This window comes from Corynebacterium sp. ACRQK (assembly GCF_022345965.1).
Lineage (GTDB): Bacteria > Actinomycetota > Actinomycetes > Mycobacteriales > Mycobacteriaceae > Corynebacterium.
In genome coordinates this window covers 64,459-82,850 of sequence record NZ_JAKRMU010000003.1, presented here as the reverse complement: position 1 = coordinate 82,850, position 18,392 = coordinate 64,459, and the positions used below count along the sequence as shown (strand labels likewise).

The 18,392-nt window shown below is 61.6% G+C and carries 15 protein-coding genes; 10 read left to right on the top strand and 5 right to left on the bottom strand.

The window, feature by feature from the left end; all coding sequences use genetic code 11:
* The first annotated feature begins 7 nt into the window (after positions 1-7).
* From MHX63_RS04545 to MHX63_RS04510, 8 genes are all read left to right on the top strand, one after another.
* Positions 8-925, top strand: coding sequence for a TatD family hydrolase (locus tag MHX63_RS04545; protein ID WP_239387432.1), 918 nt, complete (start codon positions 8-10; stop codon positions 923-925).
* Between the two features lie 301 nt (positions 926-1,226).
* Positions 1,227-2,426: a resuscitation-promoting factor gene (locus MHX63_RS04540; protein ID WP_239387431.1), complete on the top strand. Its 1,200-nt coding sequence runs from the start codon at positions 1,227-1,229 to the stop codon at positions 2,424-2,426.
* 94 nt (positions 2,427-2,520) lie between these two features.
* Complete coding sequence (gene rsmA, locus MHX63_RS04535) at positions 2,521-3,456, top strand: 16S rRNA (adenine(1518)-N(6)/adenine(1519)-N(6))-dimethyltransferase RsmA (protein ID WP_239387430.1); 936 nt, start codon at positions 2,521-2,523, stop codon at positions 3,454-3,456.
* Positions 3,453-4,493, top strand: coding sequence for a 4-(cytidine 5'-diphospho)-2-C-methyl-D-erythritol kinase (locus tag MHX63_RS04530; RefSeq protein WP_239387429.1), 1,041 nt, complete (start codon positions 3,453-3,455; stop codon positions 4,491-4,493). Before rsmA ends, MHX63_RS04530 begins: the two co-directional genes overlap by 4 nt.
* Positions 4,486-6,318: an ABC-F family ATP-binding cassette domain-containing protein gene (locus tag MHX63_RS04525; RefSeq protein WP_239387428.1), complete on the top strand. Its 1,833-nt coding sequence runs from the start codon at positions 4,486-4,488 to the stop codon at positions 6,316-6,318. The genes MHX63_RS04530 and MHX63_RS04525 overlap by 8 nt, the downstream gene beginning before the upstream one ends.
* Positions 6,305-8,158, top strand: coding sequence for an alpha/beta-hydrolase family protein (locus MHX63_RS04520; RefSeq protein ID WP_239387427.1), 1,854 nt, complete (start codon positions 6,305-6,307; stop codon positions 8,156-8,158). Before MHX63_RS04525 ends, MHX63_RS04520 begins: the two co-directional genes overlap by 14 nt.
* A gap of 90 nt (positions 8,159-8,248) precedes the next feature.
* Positions 8,249-8,578 carry a putative quinol monooxygenase gene (locus MHX63_RS04515; RefSeq protein WP_239387426.1) on the top strand — a complete coding sequence of 110 codons (330 nt, stop codon included), beginning with the start codon at positions 8,249-8,251 and terminating at the stop codon, positions 8,576-8,578.
* A gap of 56 nt (positions 8,579-8,634) precedes the next feature.
* On the top strand, positions 8,635-10,116 hold the full coding sequence (locus MHX63_RS04510) for an L-serine ammonia-lyase (RefSeq protein ID WP_239387425.1): 1,482 nt from the start codon (positions 8,635-8,637) through the stop codon (positions 10,114-10,116).
* Between the two features lie 29 nt (positions 10,117-10,145).
* Here the strand turns inward: MHX63_RS04510 and MHX63_RS04505 are convergent, their stop codons facing one another.
* Entirely contained in the window at positions 10,146-11,426 is a 1,281-nt protein-coding gene (locus MHX63_RS04505) for a glycosyltransferase 87 family protein (protein WP_239387424.1), read from the bottom strand.
* A 109-nt stretch (positions 11,427-11,535) separates the two neighbouring features.
* Here MHX63_RS04505 and ppk2 point away from each other — a divergent pair, with 109 nt between their 5' ends.
* Positions 11,536-12,516, top strand: a complete 981-nt coding sequence (gene ppk2 / locus MHX63_RS04500; protein WP_239387423.1) for a polyphosphate kinase 2 — start codon at positions 11,536-11,538, stop codon at positions 12,514-12,516.
* A gap of 54 nt (positions 12,517-12,570) precedes the next feature.
* The gene (locus MHX63_RS04495) at positions 12,571-13,650 is read left to right on the top strand and encodes an enoyl-CoA hydratase/isomerase family protein (protein WP_239387422.1); all 1,080 of its coding nucleotides are present in this window, start codon (positions 12,571-12,573) and stop codon (positions 13,648-13,650) included.
* Here MHX63_RS04495 and MHX63_RS04490 read toward each other — a convergent pair.
* From MHX63_RS04490 to MHX63_RS04475, 4 genes are all read right to left on the bottom strand, one after another.
* Positions 13,647-14,366 carry a nicotinamide riboside transporter PnuC gene (locus MHX63_RS04490; protein ID WP_239387421.1) on the bottom strand — a complete coding sequence of 240 codons (720 nt, stop codon included), beginning with the start codon at positions 14,364-14,366 and terminating at the stop codon, positions 13,647-13,649. The two genes, MHX63_RS04495 and MHX63_RS04490, sit on opposite strands and share 4 nt — an antisense overlap.
* 54 nt (positions 14,367-14,420) lie before the next feature.
* Positions 14,421-15,143: a TetR/AcrR family transcriptional regulator gene (locus MHX63_RS04485; protein WP_239387420.1), complete on the bottom strand. Its 723-nt coding sequence runs from the start codon at positions 15,141-15,143 to the stop codon at positions 14,421-14,423.
* A gap of 126 nt (positions 15,144-15,269) precedes the next feature.
* Positions 15,270-15,932, bottom strand: a complete 663-nt coding sequence (locus MHX63_RS04480) for a TetR/AcrR family transcriptional regulator (protein WP_239387419.1) — start codon at positions 15,930-15,932, stop codon at positions 15,270-15,272.
* Between the two features lie 26 nt (positions 15,933-15,958).
* Positions 15,959-18,385 (bottom strand): MMPL family transporter, encoded by a 2,427-nt coding sequence (locus MHX63_RS04475; protein WP_239387418.1) that lies wholly within the window; start codon positions 18,383-18,385, stop codon positions 15,959-15,961.
* Between the last annotated feature and the right edge of the window lie 7 nt (positions 18,386-18,392).

The following is an 18,392-nucleotide window of genomic DNA, read 5'->3' as shown; positions in this document are numbered from 1 at the left end:
AGTGGGCATGGCAAGAAAGAAGCGTCCGACCCCCGTTCCGCCCGAGCCGATTGTTCCGCTGTTCGACTCGCACACCCACCTGTGGTCCACGGTGCTGAAGAATCAGCGCCGGCAGGACGTAGGGGCATCGCGCGTAGGGGGCAGGGAGTTCGGAGAGGAAGATCACCGCCGGTTGGTAGGAGAGTTTATGGACCGTGCCTATGCCGTGGGTGTGCGCGGCGTGTGCACGGTGGGCGACGGTATCGAAGAGACGGAGAAGGCATTGCAGGCTGCGGAATTCCACGACCGCGTGTGGGCGGCCTGCGCGGTGCACCCGACCAAGGCGCAGACCGTGACGGGGGAAGTGCGCGAGCGTTTGCGTGAGATGGCCTCCCACCCGCGCTGTGTGGCGATTGGTGAGACCGGCCTGGATGCGTATTGGATCGGCAAGGATCCGGGGGACGGGGAGGAAACCCCGAGTATCGAGGTGCAGGAAGAGGCACTACGCTTCCACATTGATCTGGCCTGTGAATCTGGCAAGGCGCTGATGATCCACAACCGCGAGGCCGATGCAGATCTACTGCGGGTGCTGGCCGACGCGCCGCAGCCGGAGAATGTGATCTTGCACTGCTTTTCCTCCCCGTTGGACGTGGCCAAGGAATCGCTGGATCGCGGCTATGTGTTGTCCTTCGCGGGTAACGTGACCTTCAAACGCAATGAGGAGCTACGCGAGGCGGCACGTATTGCTCCGGCGGAGCAGATCCTGGTGGAGACCGATGCACCTTACATGACCCCCGAGCCTTTCCGGGGTGCGCGCAACGAGCCGGCTTTTGTTGGTTACACCGCGACCTGCGTGGCGGAGCAGCGCGGGATGGAGCCACAGGAGTTGGGGGAGCTGGTTACGGCGAATGCTCAACGGCTTTACGGAATCGACCTGGGCGCTTAGTGCATAGTGTGATCTCGCCGGTGACTCCGCTAGTGAGGTTTCTGTTCCTGCTGTGACTCTAGGTAACGAAAATATATAGAAATTAACGCATGTTGGGGACTGTGGTTGCTGTTACCGCAGCTGTACCCCCATATTTGTGATTTGCAGAACATTTTGGCGTGGATCTTTGTTTAACAAGGATCGTTATCGTATTGTGACAAAAGTTGAGAGAATCGGCGTTTGGGCGCCCCATCGCTACGTGCACATAACGTGGCGAAGTTGAAACCTAAAGGGCGTCAGCAACAAGAGAGGCAACGATCTAGTGTCACCGAAGAAGAAGTCCCACCTGCACCGCATTAACAACACCAGCTCCACCCCGCTGCGTATCGCCACGGGTGGCATGCTTGCAACCCTGGTTGTCGGCGGTGGCGTTGCAGTCGCAGGACAGAAGTCGGTCACCCTGGATGTCAACGGCGACATCATCCAGGCCAGTACCATGTCCGGTGACGTCGAGGGGGTACTGAAGTCCGCTGGCGTGGAGATCGACAACCGTGCAATGGTTACCCCGGCGCTGGATGAGGCGATCAGCGACAACTCCAAGATCACCGTCCGCAGCGCCCGCACCGTAGCGCTGACCATCGACGGCAAGCAGGAGCAGATCGACACCACCGCACTGACCGTTGGCTCCTTGCTGGACCAGATCGGCCGCAGCGACGCTGCGAGCAATCTATCCGAGGCGCGTAACCAGGAGATCCCGCTCGATGGCATGGAGCTGGAGATCGTCACCCCGAAGAAGTTCACTCTGAACGACGGTGGCGAGGACGGCCGCATGAGCCTGCCTGCCCGCACCGTCGGTGAGATCTTCGAGATGCGCGGCACCCCGCTGGGTAAGGATGACAAGGTCACCCCGGCTGCCAACACCCCTCTAAAGGAGGGCATGCACGTCGAGGTCACCCGCATCGCTAACCGCGAGGAGACCAAGGTCGAGGAGATCCCGGCTCCGGAGCGTGTGAAGGAAGACCCGAACATGCCCGAGGGCGAGGAGAAGGTCGTAGAGAAGGGCGCGCCGGGTAAGGCTCGCGTTGTTGCGACCGTCCGCACCGTCAATGGCGCAGAGGTCAGCCGCAAGGAGAAGTCCAGCAAGGAGATCACCGCTCCGAAGGAGCGCGTGATTATCCGCGGTACCAAGAAGGCTGACAAGGGCGAGGGCAAGGACAAGGGCGAGGGCAAGGACAAGGGCTCCAACACCGGCGCAGCAGCTCCGGCTGTGGCCAACGGTTCCGTCTGGGACCAGCTGGCGCAGTGCGAGGCCGGCGGCGACTGGTCCATCAACACCGGCAACGGCTTCTCCGGTGGCCTGCAGTTCACCCCGTCTACTTGGGCTGCTTTCGGCGGCACCGAGTACGCACCGGCGGCCCACATGGCTACCCGCGAGCAGCAGATCGCAGTTGCCGAGCGCGTGCAGGCCGGACAGGGCTGGGGCGCATGGCCTGCCTGCACCTCCAAGATGGGTCTGCGCTAAGCCGTAGACCATTGCAGCGCGCGGCTATGCACAGCAGTGCGCAACCGCGCGCCAGCCTCGGTTTTTATCGGGCACCAGCTCGACTACCCTGTGAATGGTGAATGAACGGAAGATTCGGCTGCTGGGGCCCAATGAGATCCGGCAGCTCGCCGAGGAGCTGGACCTAAACCCCACCAAGAAGCTGGGGCAGAACTTCGTCCACGACCCCAACACGGTGCGCAAGATCGTGAAGGTCGCCGATGTCACAGCGGACGACGCAATCGTAGAAATCGGCCCTGGCCTGGGGTCTTTAACCCTGGCACTGCTGGAAACGGGCGCGAGCGTTACCGCCGTGGAGATCGATCCACGCCTCGCCGCGAAGCTGCCCGCCACCCTGGAAGAACAAGGCGCAGGCGAAGCCGATACGGCGGTGATCCTCAAGGACGCGATGGCGGTAACGGCGCAGGACTTTGCTGATGCCGGACGCCCCCTTCCCACCGCGTTGGTAGCGAATCTTCCCTATAACGTCTCGGTGCCCGTGCTCTTGCACATGCTGGAGGAATTCCCCAGCATCGACCGCGTCTTGGTGATGGTGCAGCTGGAAGTTGCCGACCGTCTGGCCGCCGCGCCCGGATCCAAGATCTACGGCGTGCCCAGCGTGAAGGCCGGCTTCTACGGTGCCGTGACCCGGGCGGCGACCATTGGCAAGAACGTCTTTTGGCCTGCACCGAAGATCGATTCCGGGCTGGTGCGCATCGACCGCTATGCAGAGGGCTCGCAGCCGTGGGCCGGCGGGCAGTTAGGTACCGACCTGGGTACTGAACAGCTGGATGCCGAGCAACTGCGCCGCGAGGTTTTCGCCTTGGCAGATGCTGCCTTTCTACAGCGCCGCAAGACACTGCGTGCCGCTCTGTCCGGCCACTTCGGCAGCGGTCAAACGGCAGAGGAGGCGCTACGCCGCGCAGGGATCGACCCGACCCTGCGCGGAGAAAAGCTCTCGACGGAGCAATTCGTGCAATTGGCCGGGGCCTCGCTGAGGGGTGCGCAATGACGGTCTCCCACATCTTCGGTTCCCAGGAGCCCCAGTACCGCTCCGTCACGGCCAGCGCGCATGGAAAGGTGAACTTGCACCTCGGGGTGGGGTCGGCCAGGGAAGACGGCTACCACGAGCTAGACACGATCTTTCAGGCAGTTTCTTTGAAGGAAGAGGTGACCGTCGCGCTGCGGGATGCACAAGGTGCGCAGGAGGCCACCGACACCGCGCCATGCACCTGGAGCGTCTCCGGCTTCGACAGCCACCTGGTGCCCCAGGACTCGAGCAACTTGGCGTGGAAGGCAGTTGCCGCTATTCAAGAGCAGGCGCGGAACGCGCACGTACCTTGGGCCGACCAGCCCGTGCATATCCACATCGACAAGGGGATCCCCGTCGCTGGTGGGATGGCCGGGGGATCGGCGGATGCGGCAGCTGCATTGGTTGCGGCGACAGAGCTGTACTTCCCGGGCCCGCGTTCCCCGCGCCGTCCGGACGCCACGCAACTGTCCGACATCGCCGCCGACCTGGGCGCCGATGTGCCCTTCTGCCTGCTCGGCGGCACGGCCAGGGGCACCGGTAAAGGGGAGAACCTCATGCCGGTCATCGCTACGGGCACCTACCACTGGGCCATTGCCACCGACAAGCGTGGCCTATCCACCCCGGAAGTGTTTAAGCAGCTGGACCAGCAGCGCGCCACAGCCCCGGAGGCCAGCCCCAAGGCAGCGCGAGCCGGAAGTCCCGAGGATCTGATCGCTGCGTTGCGGATAGGCAACCCGGAAGAAGTGGGAAAGCTGCTGGTTAACGACTTGCAAGCCCCGGCCATCAGTTTGCTGCCTAGCCTGCGCGAGACTCTTAAGGCCGCCGAGGAGGCCGGTGCCATCGCCGCGCTTGTCTCCGGCTCCGGGCCCACGGTCGCCATGCTGTGCGCATCCGCTGACGATGCGGTGGAAGTGGCCACAGCCGTTAGCGTGGCCGGGAAAGCCAGCTCCACGATGACGACAAGTTCCCCAGCTGCGGCTGCGGGCGTCATAAAAAGGGAAGAAGTACGTGAGTAACCTCATCAACCTAGAAAAAGTCTCGAAGAGCTACGGGCTCAAGACTCTGCTCGACGACGTGAGCCTCGGCGTGGACAGCAACGACCGCATCGGCGTGGTCGGGCTCAACGGCGGTGGCAAGTCCACCCTGCTGAACATCCTGAGCCGGAAAGACGAGCCGGACTCCGGGCGCGTGAGCCACAACAACGACCTACGCATGGCCATGGTCACCCAGGACGTGTTGCGCGATGCACCGGAAGACACGACCGTCGCCGGGGCAGTGTTGGAACCGCTAGGCCTGCAGGAATATGAATGGGCAGGCGACCCAAAGGTCCGCAGTGTACTCAACGGGCTGGAGATCGCCCGTCTGGGGCTGGATACCCCTGTGCGCTCGCTGTCCGGTGGTGAGCGGCGCCGAACCGGCCTGGCCGCCGCGCTGGTGCAGGACCTGGACCTGCTGATCCTTGATGAGCCGACCAACCACCTGGACGTTGAAGGCGTGCAGTGGCTAGCCGAGCACCTACTGGGGCGCAACACCGCGCTGGTTGTGGTTACCCACGACCGTTGGTTCCTGGATACCGTAGCCAACCACACCTGGGAGGTGCACGACGGCGCGGTGGACGTCTACGAGGGTGGCTATAACGACTGGACTTTCGCCCGCGCCGAGCGCGCCCGGCAGGCGGACGCGGCCGAGCAGCGCCGCCAGAACCTCGCACGCAAGGAGCTGGCGTGGTTGCGCCGCGGGGCACCCGCGCGAACCTCGAAGCCGCGCTACCGCATCGAGGCTGCCGAGTCTCTGATCACGGACGTGCCGCCGATGCGCAACAAAGTGGAGCTGATGAGCTTCTCTGCACGCCGCCAGGGCAAGAAGGTCATTGAGCTGGAGGACGCGCGCATCACCACCCCGGACGGCCGCACCCTGGTTGATGACCTGACCTGGCGCTTAGGCCCCGGCGAGCGCATCGGCCTGGTGGGGGTGAACGGTTCCGGCAAGACAACCCTGCTGCGCACCCTGGCCGGCGAGGCGCCGCTGGAGCAGGGGCGCCGCATTGAGGGCAAGACCGTGCGCCTGGGCTGGCTGCGGCAGGAGTTGGACGACTTGGACCCCACGAAACGCCTGATCGAGTCCGTCGAGGACGTTGCCAGCTACGTGACCTTCGGCGACAAGGAAATCAGCGCCTCCCAGCTGGCCGAGCGGCTGGGCTTTAGCGCGAAGCGCCAGCGCACGCCCATCGGGGACCTTTCGGGCGGCGAGAAGCGCCGGCTGCAGCTGACTCGCGTGTTGATGGCCGAACCGAACGTTCTGCTGCTAGACGAGCCGACGAACGACCTGGACATCGACACTCTGCAGGAGCTGGAAAGCCTGCTGGATGAATGGCCCGGCACGCTCGTGGTGATTTCTCACGACCGCTACCTGATCGAGCGCATCTGTGATTCTACGTGGGCGCTGTTCGGCGATGGCCGGCTTACGAACCTGCCCGGCGGCATTGAGCAGTATCTGGAACGCCGCAAGCAGGAGGCCAGCGACGAGGGGCGCAAGAACACTCTGACCTTCGACGCTGCCGGTTCTGGCGCTGTTTCTTCTGGACGCCCCAGTCTCGGCGCCAAGGAAGTTCACGCGCTCACCAAGGAAATGAGTGCGCTGGAAAGGAAGATGGCCAAGATCGAGCAGAAGATCAACTCCATCCACGAGAAGATGAACGAGGTGGCAGAGAAGGCAGCCACCGGCGAGCCCGTGACTGACGAGCTGGCCACGCTGGATAGGGATCTGAAGGCCAATCAGGAGGAACACGGCGAACTGGAGATGCAGTGGCTGGAAATCGGGGAGAAGCTTGAAGATAGCTGATGTCGCCTCCTCCGCAGAGGAGGAGATCGCAGGAAGACTGAGCGCCGCCAGGGATCAGTGGGAGGCTCATGTGGATCCCGGCGGTGTGATCGTCGGCGCGCTGTTGTTCGCGGCTTCGCTCACGCCCTCGCTGCTGCCGCGTGACTGGCTGTTTCAGGGCGTGGTTGCAGGTATCTCCGGTGGCACCGGCTACACCGTTGGCGTGTTCCTCCACTGGCTGTGGGAGGCATTCCTGCAACGGCGCTTCAACGAGCCCATGGGGCGGGGTCGGCGCAAGGCCTTGGGTCTGCTAGAGAAGCTGCAGCTCAAGCTGGAGCTTAGCGACCGAGGGATGCGAAAGCTGAAGAACGGCCTGGAAATCGGCTTCGTGGCCGTCGTGGTTCTGGCACTACTTGTGTGGGTTTCCTTCGCCGTGCGTTGGCAGCAGGAGCTGGCACACCTGATGGACGCGGAGGCTTATACGGCGGTGGAGTTCCTGCTTGTGCTGCCCATCGGCATCGGACTGTGGGCGCTGATCGTGCTGGTGGGTAAGGGGCTGCTGTGGCTGATCGAGGCGTTGGAAGATGGCCCTGTGGGGCGCCGTTTGGGTGGCGTTACCCGCCCGCTGTTCGCCTGGCTGGCCGTCGGCATGGCCTTGCTTTTCCTGGTGGATACCGTCGTTCCCGGCACGGTTGTCAGCGCCACCGAACGGGTGTTCTCGGTCCGGGACCAGGAGATTCGGGAAGATCTAAAGCAACCCCAGGTGCCAGAGCGCTCTGGTAGCCCGCAGTCGCCCCACAAATGGGAGGATCTGGGCGCCTTCGGTACTAGGTTCGTGGGCTTGGGTCTGTACAAAGATGAGCTGGAGGCGCTGACAGGTCGGCCCAGCAAGGAACCCATCCGTGTTTACGCCAGCCTGAAAAACGGTGCGGAGGATACGGACATTGCCCGCGCGCAAAGCGTGGTCGAAGAGCTGAAGCGAACGGGCGCGAAGGACCGTGAGGCGTTGCTCGTGGTGCCTGCGACCGGAACCGGGTGGGTGAACCCCACGGCCGCCCAAGCCTTCGAGCTGATGTTCGACGGCGATTCCGCGATCGCCTCGGCCCAGTATTCCTACCTGCCTAGTGGCGTACAGTTCATCGCTGACCAGCAGCGCGTGGAAGATGCGGGAGAGGCGCTGGTTTCCACCGTCGTGGACTGGTGGCACACTCTGCCGGAAAACGATCGTCCGAAGCTGTACGTCTACGGTGAATCGCTGGGTACCAATGCCGGTGGCGGAGCCTTCTCCGGTGTGCGCGACATCGTCTCTAGCGTGGATGGCCTGCTGTGGGTGGGGCCGCCGAACTCCAACAAGTTGTGGCACGACCTGGTGGATCGGCGCGACCCCGGCTCGCCGCAAGTCTCTGCCGAATACGCGGGCGGGCTGAATGTCCGCTTTGCGGAGAACTCCGACGAGATCTGGCGGTGGCGTCGAGAAGAAGATCTGACCTCGCGTGCGGGCTGGCACCAACCTCGAATCCTGTTTATCCAGCACCCCTCGGACCCGGTGGTGTGGTGGTCGCCATCGCTGATCGCCCAGGAACCTGATTGGCTGAAGGAACCGGCGGGCTTCGACCGCTCGCCGTCAATGTCCTGGATCCCGTTTGTTACCTTCTGGCAGGTCACTATGGATCTTCCGGTTGCGGCCAACGTGCCGAATGGCCACGGGCACAACTACGGCAACAGCGTGCTGGACGGGATGCTGGCGATGGTCGGCGGGCGGGACTTCAACCCGCAGCGCGCCGAGGAGCTGCGGGAGCAGCTGGACGAGGCGATGGAATCGCAAGGCCCGGAGAAGGAAGTCGGCGTGGACAACGGCTAGAGACGGAGAAAGGGCCGGATGTAGGGCCGGACATGTCGGGTCAGCTGGACATCTGCCAACACTCGGGTGCACAGCGTAGGGTGGGGCACCATGATCCTTATCAACGTTAGGTACAAGGTCCGCCCCGAGTTCACCGACAACTTCCTACAGAAGGTTTCCTGGTTCACCGAGGCCACCCGCGCCGAGGAAGGCAACATCTTCTTCGACTGGTTCCGCGATCCGGAGAACGCAAACGAGTACCTGCTGATCGAGGCTTTCCAGGACGATGCCGATGTCGCACACGTCGAGTCCGAGCACTTCAAGCGCGCCTGCGACGAGATGCCGAAGTACCTGCTGGAAACTCCGGAGATCATCAACACGAAGATCCCAGGCAAGACCGAGTGGGATCGGATGGCAGAGTTCCGCGTCGAGGATAACTAGCCCTTAGTCTCGCCCCCTTAACCCCACCTCCTTAACCTACTCCCCTCAGCATCAATATGACTGTCAGCGTTTTCGACCTCTTCCAGATCGGCGTCGGCCCGTCTTCTTCGCACACCGTCGGGCCGATGCGCGCGGGTCTGTCCTTCGCGCAGCGGGTCAAGGCTTTTTTGGGTAATGACGCCACGTCTCCCCGGGCCGCCGATTCAGCAACCGAGGAAGGGCTGTGCCTGCTGGGCTCCGACAAGCTGGCGGACGTGGTGAGCTTGCCCGAGGAGGGGGAACACTCGCTGACCATCAGCGTCGTCCTCTATGGCTCGTTGGCGGCCACGGGTGCCGGCCACGGCACCCTGGGGGCCTGCCTGCTGGGGCTGGACGGTGCCGATCCGGCGCAGGTGGATCCGGACTACATGCAGTCCCGGCTGGATGAGATCCGCGATACTCGCACCATTTACCTGGCGGGCGATAAGAGCCTGCCCGTCACCTGCGGTTTCGAAGACATTGTGCTGCGGCCTACCGTGCGCCGATCGATACACACGAATGCCATGACATTCGTGGTCAGCGGGCTGTCCGAGCCGCTGAAGCAGACTTACTACTCCATCGGTGGTGGATTCATCCGCACAGAGGAGGAAGTCCCCACCCTGGACGAGCTCAGCGGGCCATGGCTGTTCGAGTCCGGTGACAAGCTGATCTCCCTGGCAGAGCATGCGGGCATCAGCCTGGGGGAGGTGCAGCGGCGCTGCGAACAGTCGCTACGCACCGACGAGCAGATCGACGCGAACTTGGATGCGATTGCCCAAGCCATGCAGGATTGTGCCAAGCGCGGCGTTACCTTCGCCGGAGTTTTGCCGGGAGCCTTGATGGTTCGCCGCCGTGCGAAGCGTTGGTACGACCAGTTGATGGAGGAAGATCCGCATCGCACTGCGGAGTTCTCCGAGGACTGGGTGAACCTGGTTGCCCTGGCGGTGAACGAGGAGAACGCGGCCGGCGGGCGGGTGGTTACCGCGCCGACGAATGGCGCTGCGGGCATCATCCCCGCCGTGCTGTTCTACGCCCGTGAGTTCACGCCCGCAGGAAAGCAGGACCCGTTTCAGGTGAACCGGCGATTCCTGCTGGCCGCGGGTGCGGTCGGTTCGCTTTACAAGGAGCGCGCCAGCATCTCTGGCGCAGAGGTTGGCTGCCAGGGTGAAGTCGGCTCTGCGGCCTCCATGGCCGCCGCCGGGCTGGCGGAGGTGCTGGGAGGGTCTCCGCGACAGGTGGCGAACGCGGCGGAGATCGCGATGGAGCATTCGCTGGGGCTCACCTGTGACCCCATTGGGGGCTTGGTGCAGATCCCGTGCATCGAAAGAAACGCCATCAGCGCCGGTAAAGCCATCAATGCCGCCAAAATGGCGATGCGCGGTGACGGGGACCATCACGTCACCCTCGATGAGGTCATTGAGACCATGCGGCAGACCGGCAGGGACATGTCCGAAAAGTACAAGGAAACGGCCGGCGGTGGGTTGGCGACGAACGTCTCCGTGAACGTGCCGGAGTGCTAGGAGCAAGGGGCTTGAGCCCCTTAAGCTACTCAAGCCCCTTTCGCCGCAGAGTCGACCCGAGAGCCTGGAGTTTTATCGCGGTAAAGCGCTAGGCGAATCGCCATCACCAGCAGGGCCAGGATTGTCCACCACAGGTAGGAGTTACCCAGGAGTGCCTGCCAGGCATTCCACTCTAATTCGCGCTGTTCCTGGAAGGGCACGAAAACGGTGGGCTCGAAGGCGAAAGCGACAAAGCCCAGGGCAACCAGCGCAATCCACAGCCAGCGCGGAGTGGCCAGCGGGGAAGTGGGATTCGCAATCGCGTAGCAGGCCAGAGCCACCAGTAGCACCGGAGCCCACGACCAGTGGTGGTTCCAGGAGACTGGGCTGGCCAGCAGTGCAAACAGGGAATTGACGCACAGCGCAACGATCGGTGCCTGTACCCGGAGCAGCTTGATCATGACGAAGGTGATGACTGCCAGCGAAACGCATACCAGCACTACCCACAGCAAGCTGGAAGAATCGTCCGTACGCAAGCCGAAGCGGTACAGCAGACCGTTGATGCTCTGGTTCAGGGCGTATTCGTGGTTGCCGATACGCCCGGTTTCGCGCAGCGTGTGCGTCCAATACTCCAGAGAGTCCCGCGGCAGGATAAGCCAGGCTAGAGCCGTAGTGCCGAGCGTGCCTGCGCCCATGCGCAGGATGGAACCCCAGTCCTTGCGCAGAAGGAACCACAGGCCGAAAACTGCGGGCGTCAATTTGATAGCAACCGCAGCGCCCGTGAGCAGGCCGCGGTAGCGACGAGGCACAACGAGCGCATCGACGAAGACCATACCCATCAGCAGAACGTTGATCTGCCCATAGGCCAAGCTGGTGTGGATGGGGCTCAAGTGGATCAACACTGCGGTGAGCACCACCGACACCCACCCGGCGGAGGCACGATCCAGGCGCGCCGCCGCGTGCACGGTGTGGGCGAGCACCCACCAGGTGACGGTCACCGTGGCACAGACCAGCAGGACTGCGGCCAGGTTAAAAGGAATTACCGCGAGGGGAGTAAACAGCAGTGCCGAAATTGGAGGATAGGTAAACGGCAGGTATGTATCGCCAATAATGTGAAAGTGGCCGCTGTAGAGCTCTTGGCCGTCCAGAACACGCTGGGCTCCCACCCGGTAGACGTCCAGATCCAGGTAGTAGTGGAAGCCACGAGTGTTGAAGATTTTCGGTATGACAGAAAGCACTAGCAGCACACACAGCGCGATCTTAACCGGGAGGCTGATCTTGAGGTGCCGATAGTTATCCAACCGCGCCGAAGCGGCTTCCATTGTCTGCATAAGGGCTAATTATTGCACTATCTGTGAGGTCGCTCTCGCCCAGGCTCACCAATGCTCAAAGCTAAGAAAATATTAGGCGTTCGGCCTGCGAAGAACTAAACTTGGAACAATGAGCGATAGACTTCCCAAGCTGGACAAACAGGCCTATGAAAAGGAGCTCAAAAGGCTCCAAGCTGAACTCGTCGAAATGCAGCAGTGGGTGGTGGAAACCGGAGCCCGCATCGTCATCGTGATGGAGGGGCGCGATGCAGCGGGTAAGGGGTCTGCGATCAAGCGCATCACCCAGTACCTCAGCCCGCGCGTCTGCCGCATTGAGGCTCTGCCAGCCCCCAACTCGCGCGAGAAGGGCCAGTGGTACTTCCAGCGCTACATCGAGAAGCTCCCCACCGCCGGAGAGATCGTCATCTTCGACCGCTCCTGGTACAACCGTGCCGGCGTGGAACGCGTGATGGGCTTCTGCACCACCCAGGAATACCGTCGCTTCCTGCACCAGGCTCCAATCTTCGAGCGCCTGTTGGTGGAGGATGGCATCATCCTGCGCAAGTATTGGTTCTCCGTGTCCGACGAAGAGCAGATTCGTCGCTTCCAGTCCCGCCAGTCCGACCCGCTGCGCCAGTGGAAGCTGTCCCCGATGGACCTGCAGTCCATCACGCGCTGGGAGGACTACTCCCGTGCGAAGGATGAGATGTTCGTACACACCGACATCCCGTCCGCCCCGTGGTACACCGTGGAGTCCGAGGACAAGAAGCGTTCCCGCATCAACGTGATCACCCACCTGCTGAACACGATCCCCTGGGAGTATGTGGAAAAGAACGTGCCGAAGATTCCGGAGCGCCCGGCATCCGACTCCACCTACGAGCGCCCGCCGCGCACCCAGTTCCGCTACGTGCCTGACGTTGCGAAGCTGCTGGAAAAGGATCTGCTGAAGCAGCAAGCTGAAGAAGCCAAGCAAGTCCAGGAGGCTGAGTCCGGGGGGAACTCCAAGAAGAAGTCGAAGTCCGAGGACAAGGGGGCTGCGGCGTCCAAAAAGAACAAGGGCGACAAAAAGAAAAAGGGCAAGAAGTCCAAGAAGGGCAAGAAATCTAAGTAGCCCTTAGATTTAAATTAGGCTGCACTTCCTTGTCGTTCCTGTAATTATGGTGACATGGCAGACAAGAGAAGGAAACACCCGACGTACGATCCGGACGCGGAAGTAACCACCGTCGTTGCAGGTCACGTCGGGGTTATCGAGCTGAATCGCCCTAAGGCTCTGAATTCCTTAAACGTGGAGATGATCCGCCTAATCCGCGAGGCGGTCGACAAATGGGTCGACGATGACTGGATTCAGTTCATCGTGATTAAGTCGTCCTCCGACCGGGCCTTTTGCGCAGGTGGGGACGTGCGTTATGTGCGGATGCGGGACATGAAGCGCATGTACCGCTTCGGGGACTCTTTCTTTGAGGAAGAATATGACCTCAACGAGCGGCTGTCGCGGGTAAACAAGCCCGTCATTGCGCTGCTGGAAGGCATCGTGATGGGCGGCGGCATGGGTATTTCCATGCATGGCTCGCACCGCGTGGTCACTCCGCGCACCCTGGGGGCAATGCCGGAGGCTGCGATCGGGTTTGTGCCCGACGTGGGTATGTCTTACCGGCTGACGCACCTGGATTGCTCGCCCGCAGTGGGGTTGTTTATTGCCACGACGGGGTGGCGCCTGAGCCCTGCGGACATGTTGTACACCGGCCTGGCCACGAACCTTGTGGCGGATGTGCATGCATTCGAATCGGACCTCCACTCGGGTGTCCTTCCGGAAGCGCTGCGGTCTAACGCGCTCGACCCGCAGAAACTGGACGAGCCGACCTCTATGCTGCAGAAGCATGCGGACTGGATCGAGCGGACCTTCGCCGAAGGTTCTTGGGCAGACATCGAAGCCCGGATCGTGCGGGATGAGGGTTCTGTTTCGGACGCCGAATTGGCGCAGTTTATAATCAAGGTGATCGATTCCCTGAAGGGTGCTAACCCGGAGAGCCTCGTGGCCACGGTGGAGCTTTTCCGCCGCGCGGAGGGCGCAACGTTGCGCGAGGCGCTGGATATGGAATTCAAGGTCGGTGGTGAGCTGCGCCGGGGGCCGAACTTCATCGAGGGAGTGCGCGCAGTGCTGGAACACAAGGATCACAACGCGCAGTTCGAGCCGGCTTCCACGGATGACGTGGACGTGGAGAAATGGCGGGCGCTGCTGGGCTAGGCTCTTGTACGTTGCACCCGCAGCCACACGAAGAATCCCCACAGCACGAACGCGCCGTAGACCACGTATAGCGCCGCGGAGGGGTAGTAGCCCGCGGCGAGCAGCAGGGGTACGCCGACAATATCCACGCCGATCCAGATCAGCCAGAACTCGGTCCATCCGCGGGCCATGCCAAACGTGGCCAGGATGGAGCCGGTGAAGATCCAGGCGTCTGCCCACGGCCCCCACGAACCTAGCGCGTCGAAGATCAGTGCGAAGACTACGGTGCCGATCACCGCAAAGGCGAGCATGCCGAGGCGTTCCTTGGTGCTGGCCCAGCTGGGTTGCACTGCGGCGCTGTCGGCGGCGGGCTCGCTGACGATGGAGCGGGAGGGGTCGGTGTTATCAGGCTCGCGCATGCCTGCCGTGCGGGCGCGGCTCCACTGATACCAGCCGTACAGCGAAACGATGAGGAACATCACTTGGCGGCCTGCCTGCCCGTAGAGGTCCAGATCCTGCGGGGTGTGGAACAGCCCACCCAGGAACACCGTGAACAGCAGCACGTTGCCGACGATTCCCACGGGCCAGGCCCACACCACGCGCTTCATCCCGCCGACGGCGGAGGCTAGACCGAAGAGATTGCCGATGATTTCGCGCCAGAGGATCGGGTAGCCGCCGATGACCAGCGTTGCGTTAAGCAGTGTTGTAAAGATTCCCTCTGATTCCACAGTGCCCATCTTCCCTTATCCGGTCTGGGCAAAGGAAACCGGGTTTGATTCTCGGTGAGGTGCCTACTTTTCGTCCTCAATGCGATCGACACGAGCCAGCATGTCGAAGGCCTGGTTGTAGAGCTCCTCGGGGCTGAGGCCACCGGATAGCTTCTCGTCTACAGATGCCTCCATGGCGCGCATGGCGATGCTGAAGGAAACATCCAGCAACAGGAATGCCTTAAAGGGGGAGAGGTCGGGGGCGACATCGCACAGCGCCTTAGTTCCCGGGGCCGTGAGGGTAGGCAGATCCACATCCAGGTGCTCACTGCTGCCCTTATCCTGCGGATTCTCCAGCATGATGAGCAGGGGTTTGAACTTGCGGATATCCGGTGTAACGGGATCCACTAGCTCGGAAACCTCGGCAGAGTCGGCAGAGTCTGTCTGGCTGGCCGAGCCCCCTTGATCGCCTTGCGGAGGGAAGCAGTAGATCCACATTGCATCTCGCATGATGTCCACGATTCGGCCGGTGGGATGGTCCACCGCAATCTCTCGGATGCGGTGAGCGAAGTGTTCGAAGACTTCGTGCAGGTAGTAGGCGAAGACATCGTCGCGACGCTCGAAGTAGTTGTGGAATGTGCGTGTGGATACGCCCGCCCGCTTAGTAATGGCCTGGACCGTCGCTTCCTCCGGGCCGTAGCTCATGAACAGCTCAATAGCTGCATCGATGAGATTCTGCTTTGTTTCGGCCTTCTTCTGTTCGCGCCGGGAAGCGGAGGGCTCGGGGATCGTCGAACTCGATGACATGTGAGTGAGAAACCTTTCAATATGCCCAGATGATCCGATTTGATGGACATCGTACGATGCGGGCTAGCGTAGCAAATCTGATATTAACAAAACGGAGGCCGGGTATTTAACTGTTTCTCATCTCAGCTAGCCGAGCTGCGAAAGCCCTCCCGCTAGTAGTTGGAAAGCGCCTCGAATCTCTTCTTCCGTCGCACATTCCCCACTCTCGTTGAGTTCCACGAAAACTGTGGGTACAACCATGATCGAATTGATGAGCAACAGCGCGTGGGCGGTGTTGAGCGTCCGACCTTCGCGCTCGCTGTACTGCTGAAAAGCCTGTACGAGCGGAGAGAAGAACTCCACGGCGTTGCGGGGAAGGCCATCGTTCTCTGTGAAAAGCTCTGTACGAGCTTGGGCGGGGATAGAGAGTAAGTGGTCCGCAAGGCGGGAGAGGGTTTGAATGCTGTTCGGGCTGCCCGTCGTTCGGTTAAAGAAGTCCACCGCGATATTCTCGCCAATCGATATCAATTGTTGCCCAGGTTGTGCAGTATCCACCATGCCAACCATTTCCTCAACGAATTGATTAAGCGTGAATAGTAAAGCAGCGTCTCGATGAGGGAAATAGTTGTGAAAAGTGCGCGGGGAAATATCAGCTCTTTCTGCGATCTTCGCGATGTTAGCATTCTCCGCTCCCTCGTTGACTAGCAAGTCAACGGCGGCACAGGCGATGCGCTCACGGGTTTCGGCCTTTTTGCGATCCCGTAGGCTCGGCGTTGCTGCCTCTACGCTCTTTCCGCCTTCGAAGTTCACTTTCACAACCTTTCTCGAGTGACGCCTTACTTTACTGCTGCCTGTGCGTCTCGCGGATCTGCCTCACCTGACTCGGTAGGTGTATCCGGAGTGCGGCTACCGTCAGCGTTCAATCCCACCAGGCTCTCGCCCTCGACGTCGACAGCGGGAACGATCTTCGCTAGCCACTTGGGGAACTTCCACGCGTGCTCACCGAGAAGGAACATCGTTGCTGGAATAAAGGTCATGCGGACGATGAAGGCGTCAAAGAATACGGCGGCGGCCAGCGCAAAGCCCATCACCTTAATAAACGGCTCGTCGGCCATCATGAAGGCAGCGAAGACCGAAATCATGATGAGCGCGGCTGCAGTGACCACGCGCGCGCCATGCTTGAAGCCGTTGGCGGTGGCGTTGCCGGCGGTCTTGCCGTGCGCCCAGCCCTCGCGCATACGGGTGACCAGGAAGACCTGGTAGTCCATTGCGAGGCCAAAAACAATACCGATCAGCATGATTGGCAGGAAGGAGATGATGGGCTGCGGGTCGTCGATGATGCCGCCGAAGCCCTCCTGCCACAGTGCGACGGTGACGCCGAACGTAGCAGCCACCGACAGGCCGAAGCCCAACGCCGCGATCAGTGGCACCCAAATGGAGCGGAAGACGATCATCAACAGGATGAAAGCCAACACGAGGACGATGGCGATGTAGGGGATGAGGACGTCCGAAAGCCGCTGAGAAATGTCCTCGTACATTGGGGTGACACCGGTGATGGCATAGGTTGCGCCGGTTTCTTCGTTATAGCCGGCTTCCTCGGCACGCATCTGCTCCAGGACATCGGCGGCGCGGGCATCTGTTGCACCGTAGGACGGGGTGATCATCACCTGAGCCGCAGTACCCAGGTCGGCTGGGTTGTGCGGATCGCCGTTGGTCTGCACTACCTGTGCGTTCTCCACACCTTCGGTGCCCTGGAGGGTCGCGACGGCCTCCTGGGTGGCGGCGGCCTTTTCCTTGTCATTGAGGTCAGGGTATTCCACGAGGGCTACCATCGGGGCGTTGCGGCCTGCACCGAAGCCATCTTCCGTCATTTCGTAGGCGACGCGGTTGGGAGTGCCCTTGGCCATAGAACCATCGGAAGGCATAGCCAGACGCAGGTTCATTGCGGGGATGGCCAGCAGGATCAACAACACTGCAGCGCCTACCAACCACAGGGCGGGCTTCTTGCGGATGATGCGCACCCACTTCAGCCCCATGGTCGGCTTCTCGTTCTCTGGGTCCGGAGCCTTGACGAAAGGCGCGCGCCCCGCGAATACCTTCGTGCCAATGAGGCCCATGATGGCGGGCAGCAGGGTGATCGCGACGATCACGGCAATGGCAACGGTGCCGGCAGCGGCCAAGGCCATCGCGGTGAGGAACGGGATGTTGATGATGGACAGTGCTGCCAGTGCAATTAGCACCGTAAGGCCGGCAAACACGACAGCGGAACCAGCCTTGCCGACTGCGAGGCCGGCCAGGTGGGCGCGTTCCTTGACGGGAATCGTCTTGAGTTTCTGGTGTAGTTCCTTCGGTTCCAGATCTTGACCACCCACATGGGCGATCAGCTCGTTGCGGAAGCGGGAGAGGATGAACAGCGCATAGTCGATGCCCACGGCCAGGCCGATCATGGAGGCCAGGGTGGGGGTCATGGAGTTGATGCTGTCCGTGACGGAGGTGGCGGCCATGACGATGCCAATACCCGTGCCCACGCCGATCACTGCGGAGAGCAGCGGCAGGCCTGCGGCCACGAGGCTGCCGAAGGTGACGATCAAAACAATAGCGGCGACCGCTAGGCCGATGGCTTCGGAGGCCATGCTCATCTCTGGCTGTTGGAATGCGTTACCGTTCCAGCCAACCTTGAGGTTGCCCTCGTTGTCCTTTACTGCTTCCTCGAATTTTTGCACGTCCTCTGCGGGCACGTCTGCTGCAGTTTTCGCATCGAAGGAAATCTCGATGGTGCCAGTGCGCTGGTCGGGGCTCAGCGGGCTTAGCGCGGCGATGTCAGAGGCGATCTGCTCCTTCGGCATTCCCTGCTTCTGCTTCATGGGAGCCATTTGCTGGTGCATGCTTTCGCTGGCCAGCACGGGGGAGACGAGCTTTTCTTTGTCTTTCAGGAAATCAAGCTCTTGCAGTGCTTGAAGGATGTCCTCGGTCGACTGTGCAGCCTCGCCCTGGGCAAGAGTCTGACCTTCAGGGGCTTGAATCACGAGCTTGCCCGTGGCGGCCTCTAGCTGATCAGCATCTTTGCCGTTGGGGAATTCTTCCTTGATCCTGTCCTGGGTCTCGATGGATTCCAGGCCGGGGATGGTGAAGGACTGCGAGGTTGGTTTGGTTAACAGTGCGGAGGCGGTGCCCACGCCGATCAGCACGATCAGCCAGACGGCGAGGAAGCGCCACTTATGAAGGTAGGCGGAGCGGCCTACGCGATACAGGAATTTTGCCATGCGTAAA

Excerpts from the sequence above, each read along its gene's own strand:
- MHX63_RS04545 (WP_239387432.1), top strand. The coding sequence starts at position 8 with ATGGCAAGAAAGAAGCGTCCGACCCCCGTTCCGCCCGAGCCGATTGTT.
- ppk2 (WP_239387423.1), top strand. The coding sequence starts at position 11,536 with ATGAGCGATAGACTTCCCAAGCTGGACAAACAGGCCTATGAAAAGGAG.
- MHX63_RS04490 (WP_239387421.1), bottom strand. The coding sequence starts at position 14,366 with ATGGGCACTGTGGAATCAGAGGGAATCTTTACAACACTGCTTAACGCA.
- MHX63_RS04485 (WP_239387420.1), bottom strand. The coding sequence starts at position 15,143 with ATGTCATCGAGTTCGACGATCCCCGAGCCCTCCGCTTCCCGGCGCGAA.
- MHX63_RS04515 (WP_239387426.1), top strand. The coding sequence starts at position 8,249 with ATGATCCTTATCAACGTTAGGTACAAGGTCCGCCCCGAGTTCACCGAC.
- MHX63_RS04510 (WP_239387425.1), top strand. The coding sequence starts at position 8,635 with ATGACTGTCAGCGTTTTCGACCTCTTCCAGATCGGCGTCGGCCCGTCT.
- rsmA (WP_239387430.1), top strand. The coding sequence starts at position 2,521 with ATGGTGAATGAACGGAAGATTCGGCTGCTGGGGCCCAATGAGATCCGG.
- MHX63_RS04530 (WP_239387429.1), top strand. The coding sequence starts at position 3,453 with ATGACGGTCTCCCACATCTTCGGTTCCCAGGAGCCCCAGTACCGCTCC.
- MHX63_RS04495 (WP_239387422.1), top strand. The coding sequence starts at position 12,571 with ATGGCAGACAAGAGAAGGAAACACCCGACGTACGATCCGGACGCGGAA.
- MHX63_RS04475 (WP_239387418.1), bottom strand. The coding sequence starts at position 18,385 with ATGGCAAAATTCCTGTATCGCGTAGGCCGCTCCGCCTACCTTCATAAG.
- MHX63_RS04505 (WP_239387424.1), bottom strand. The coding sequence starts at position 11,426 with ATGCAGACAATGGAAGCCGCTTCGGCGCGGTTGGATAACTATCGGCAC.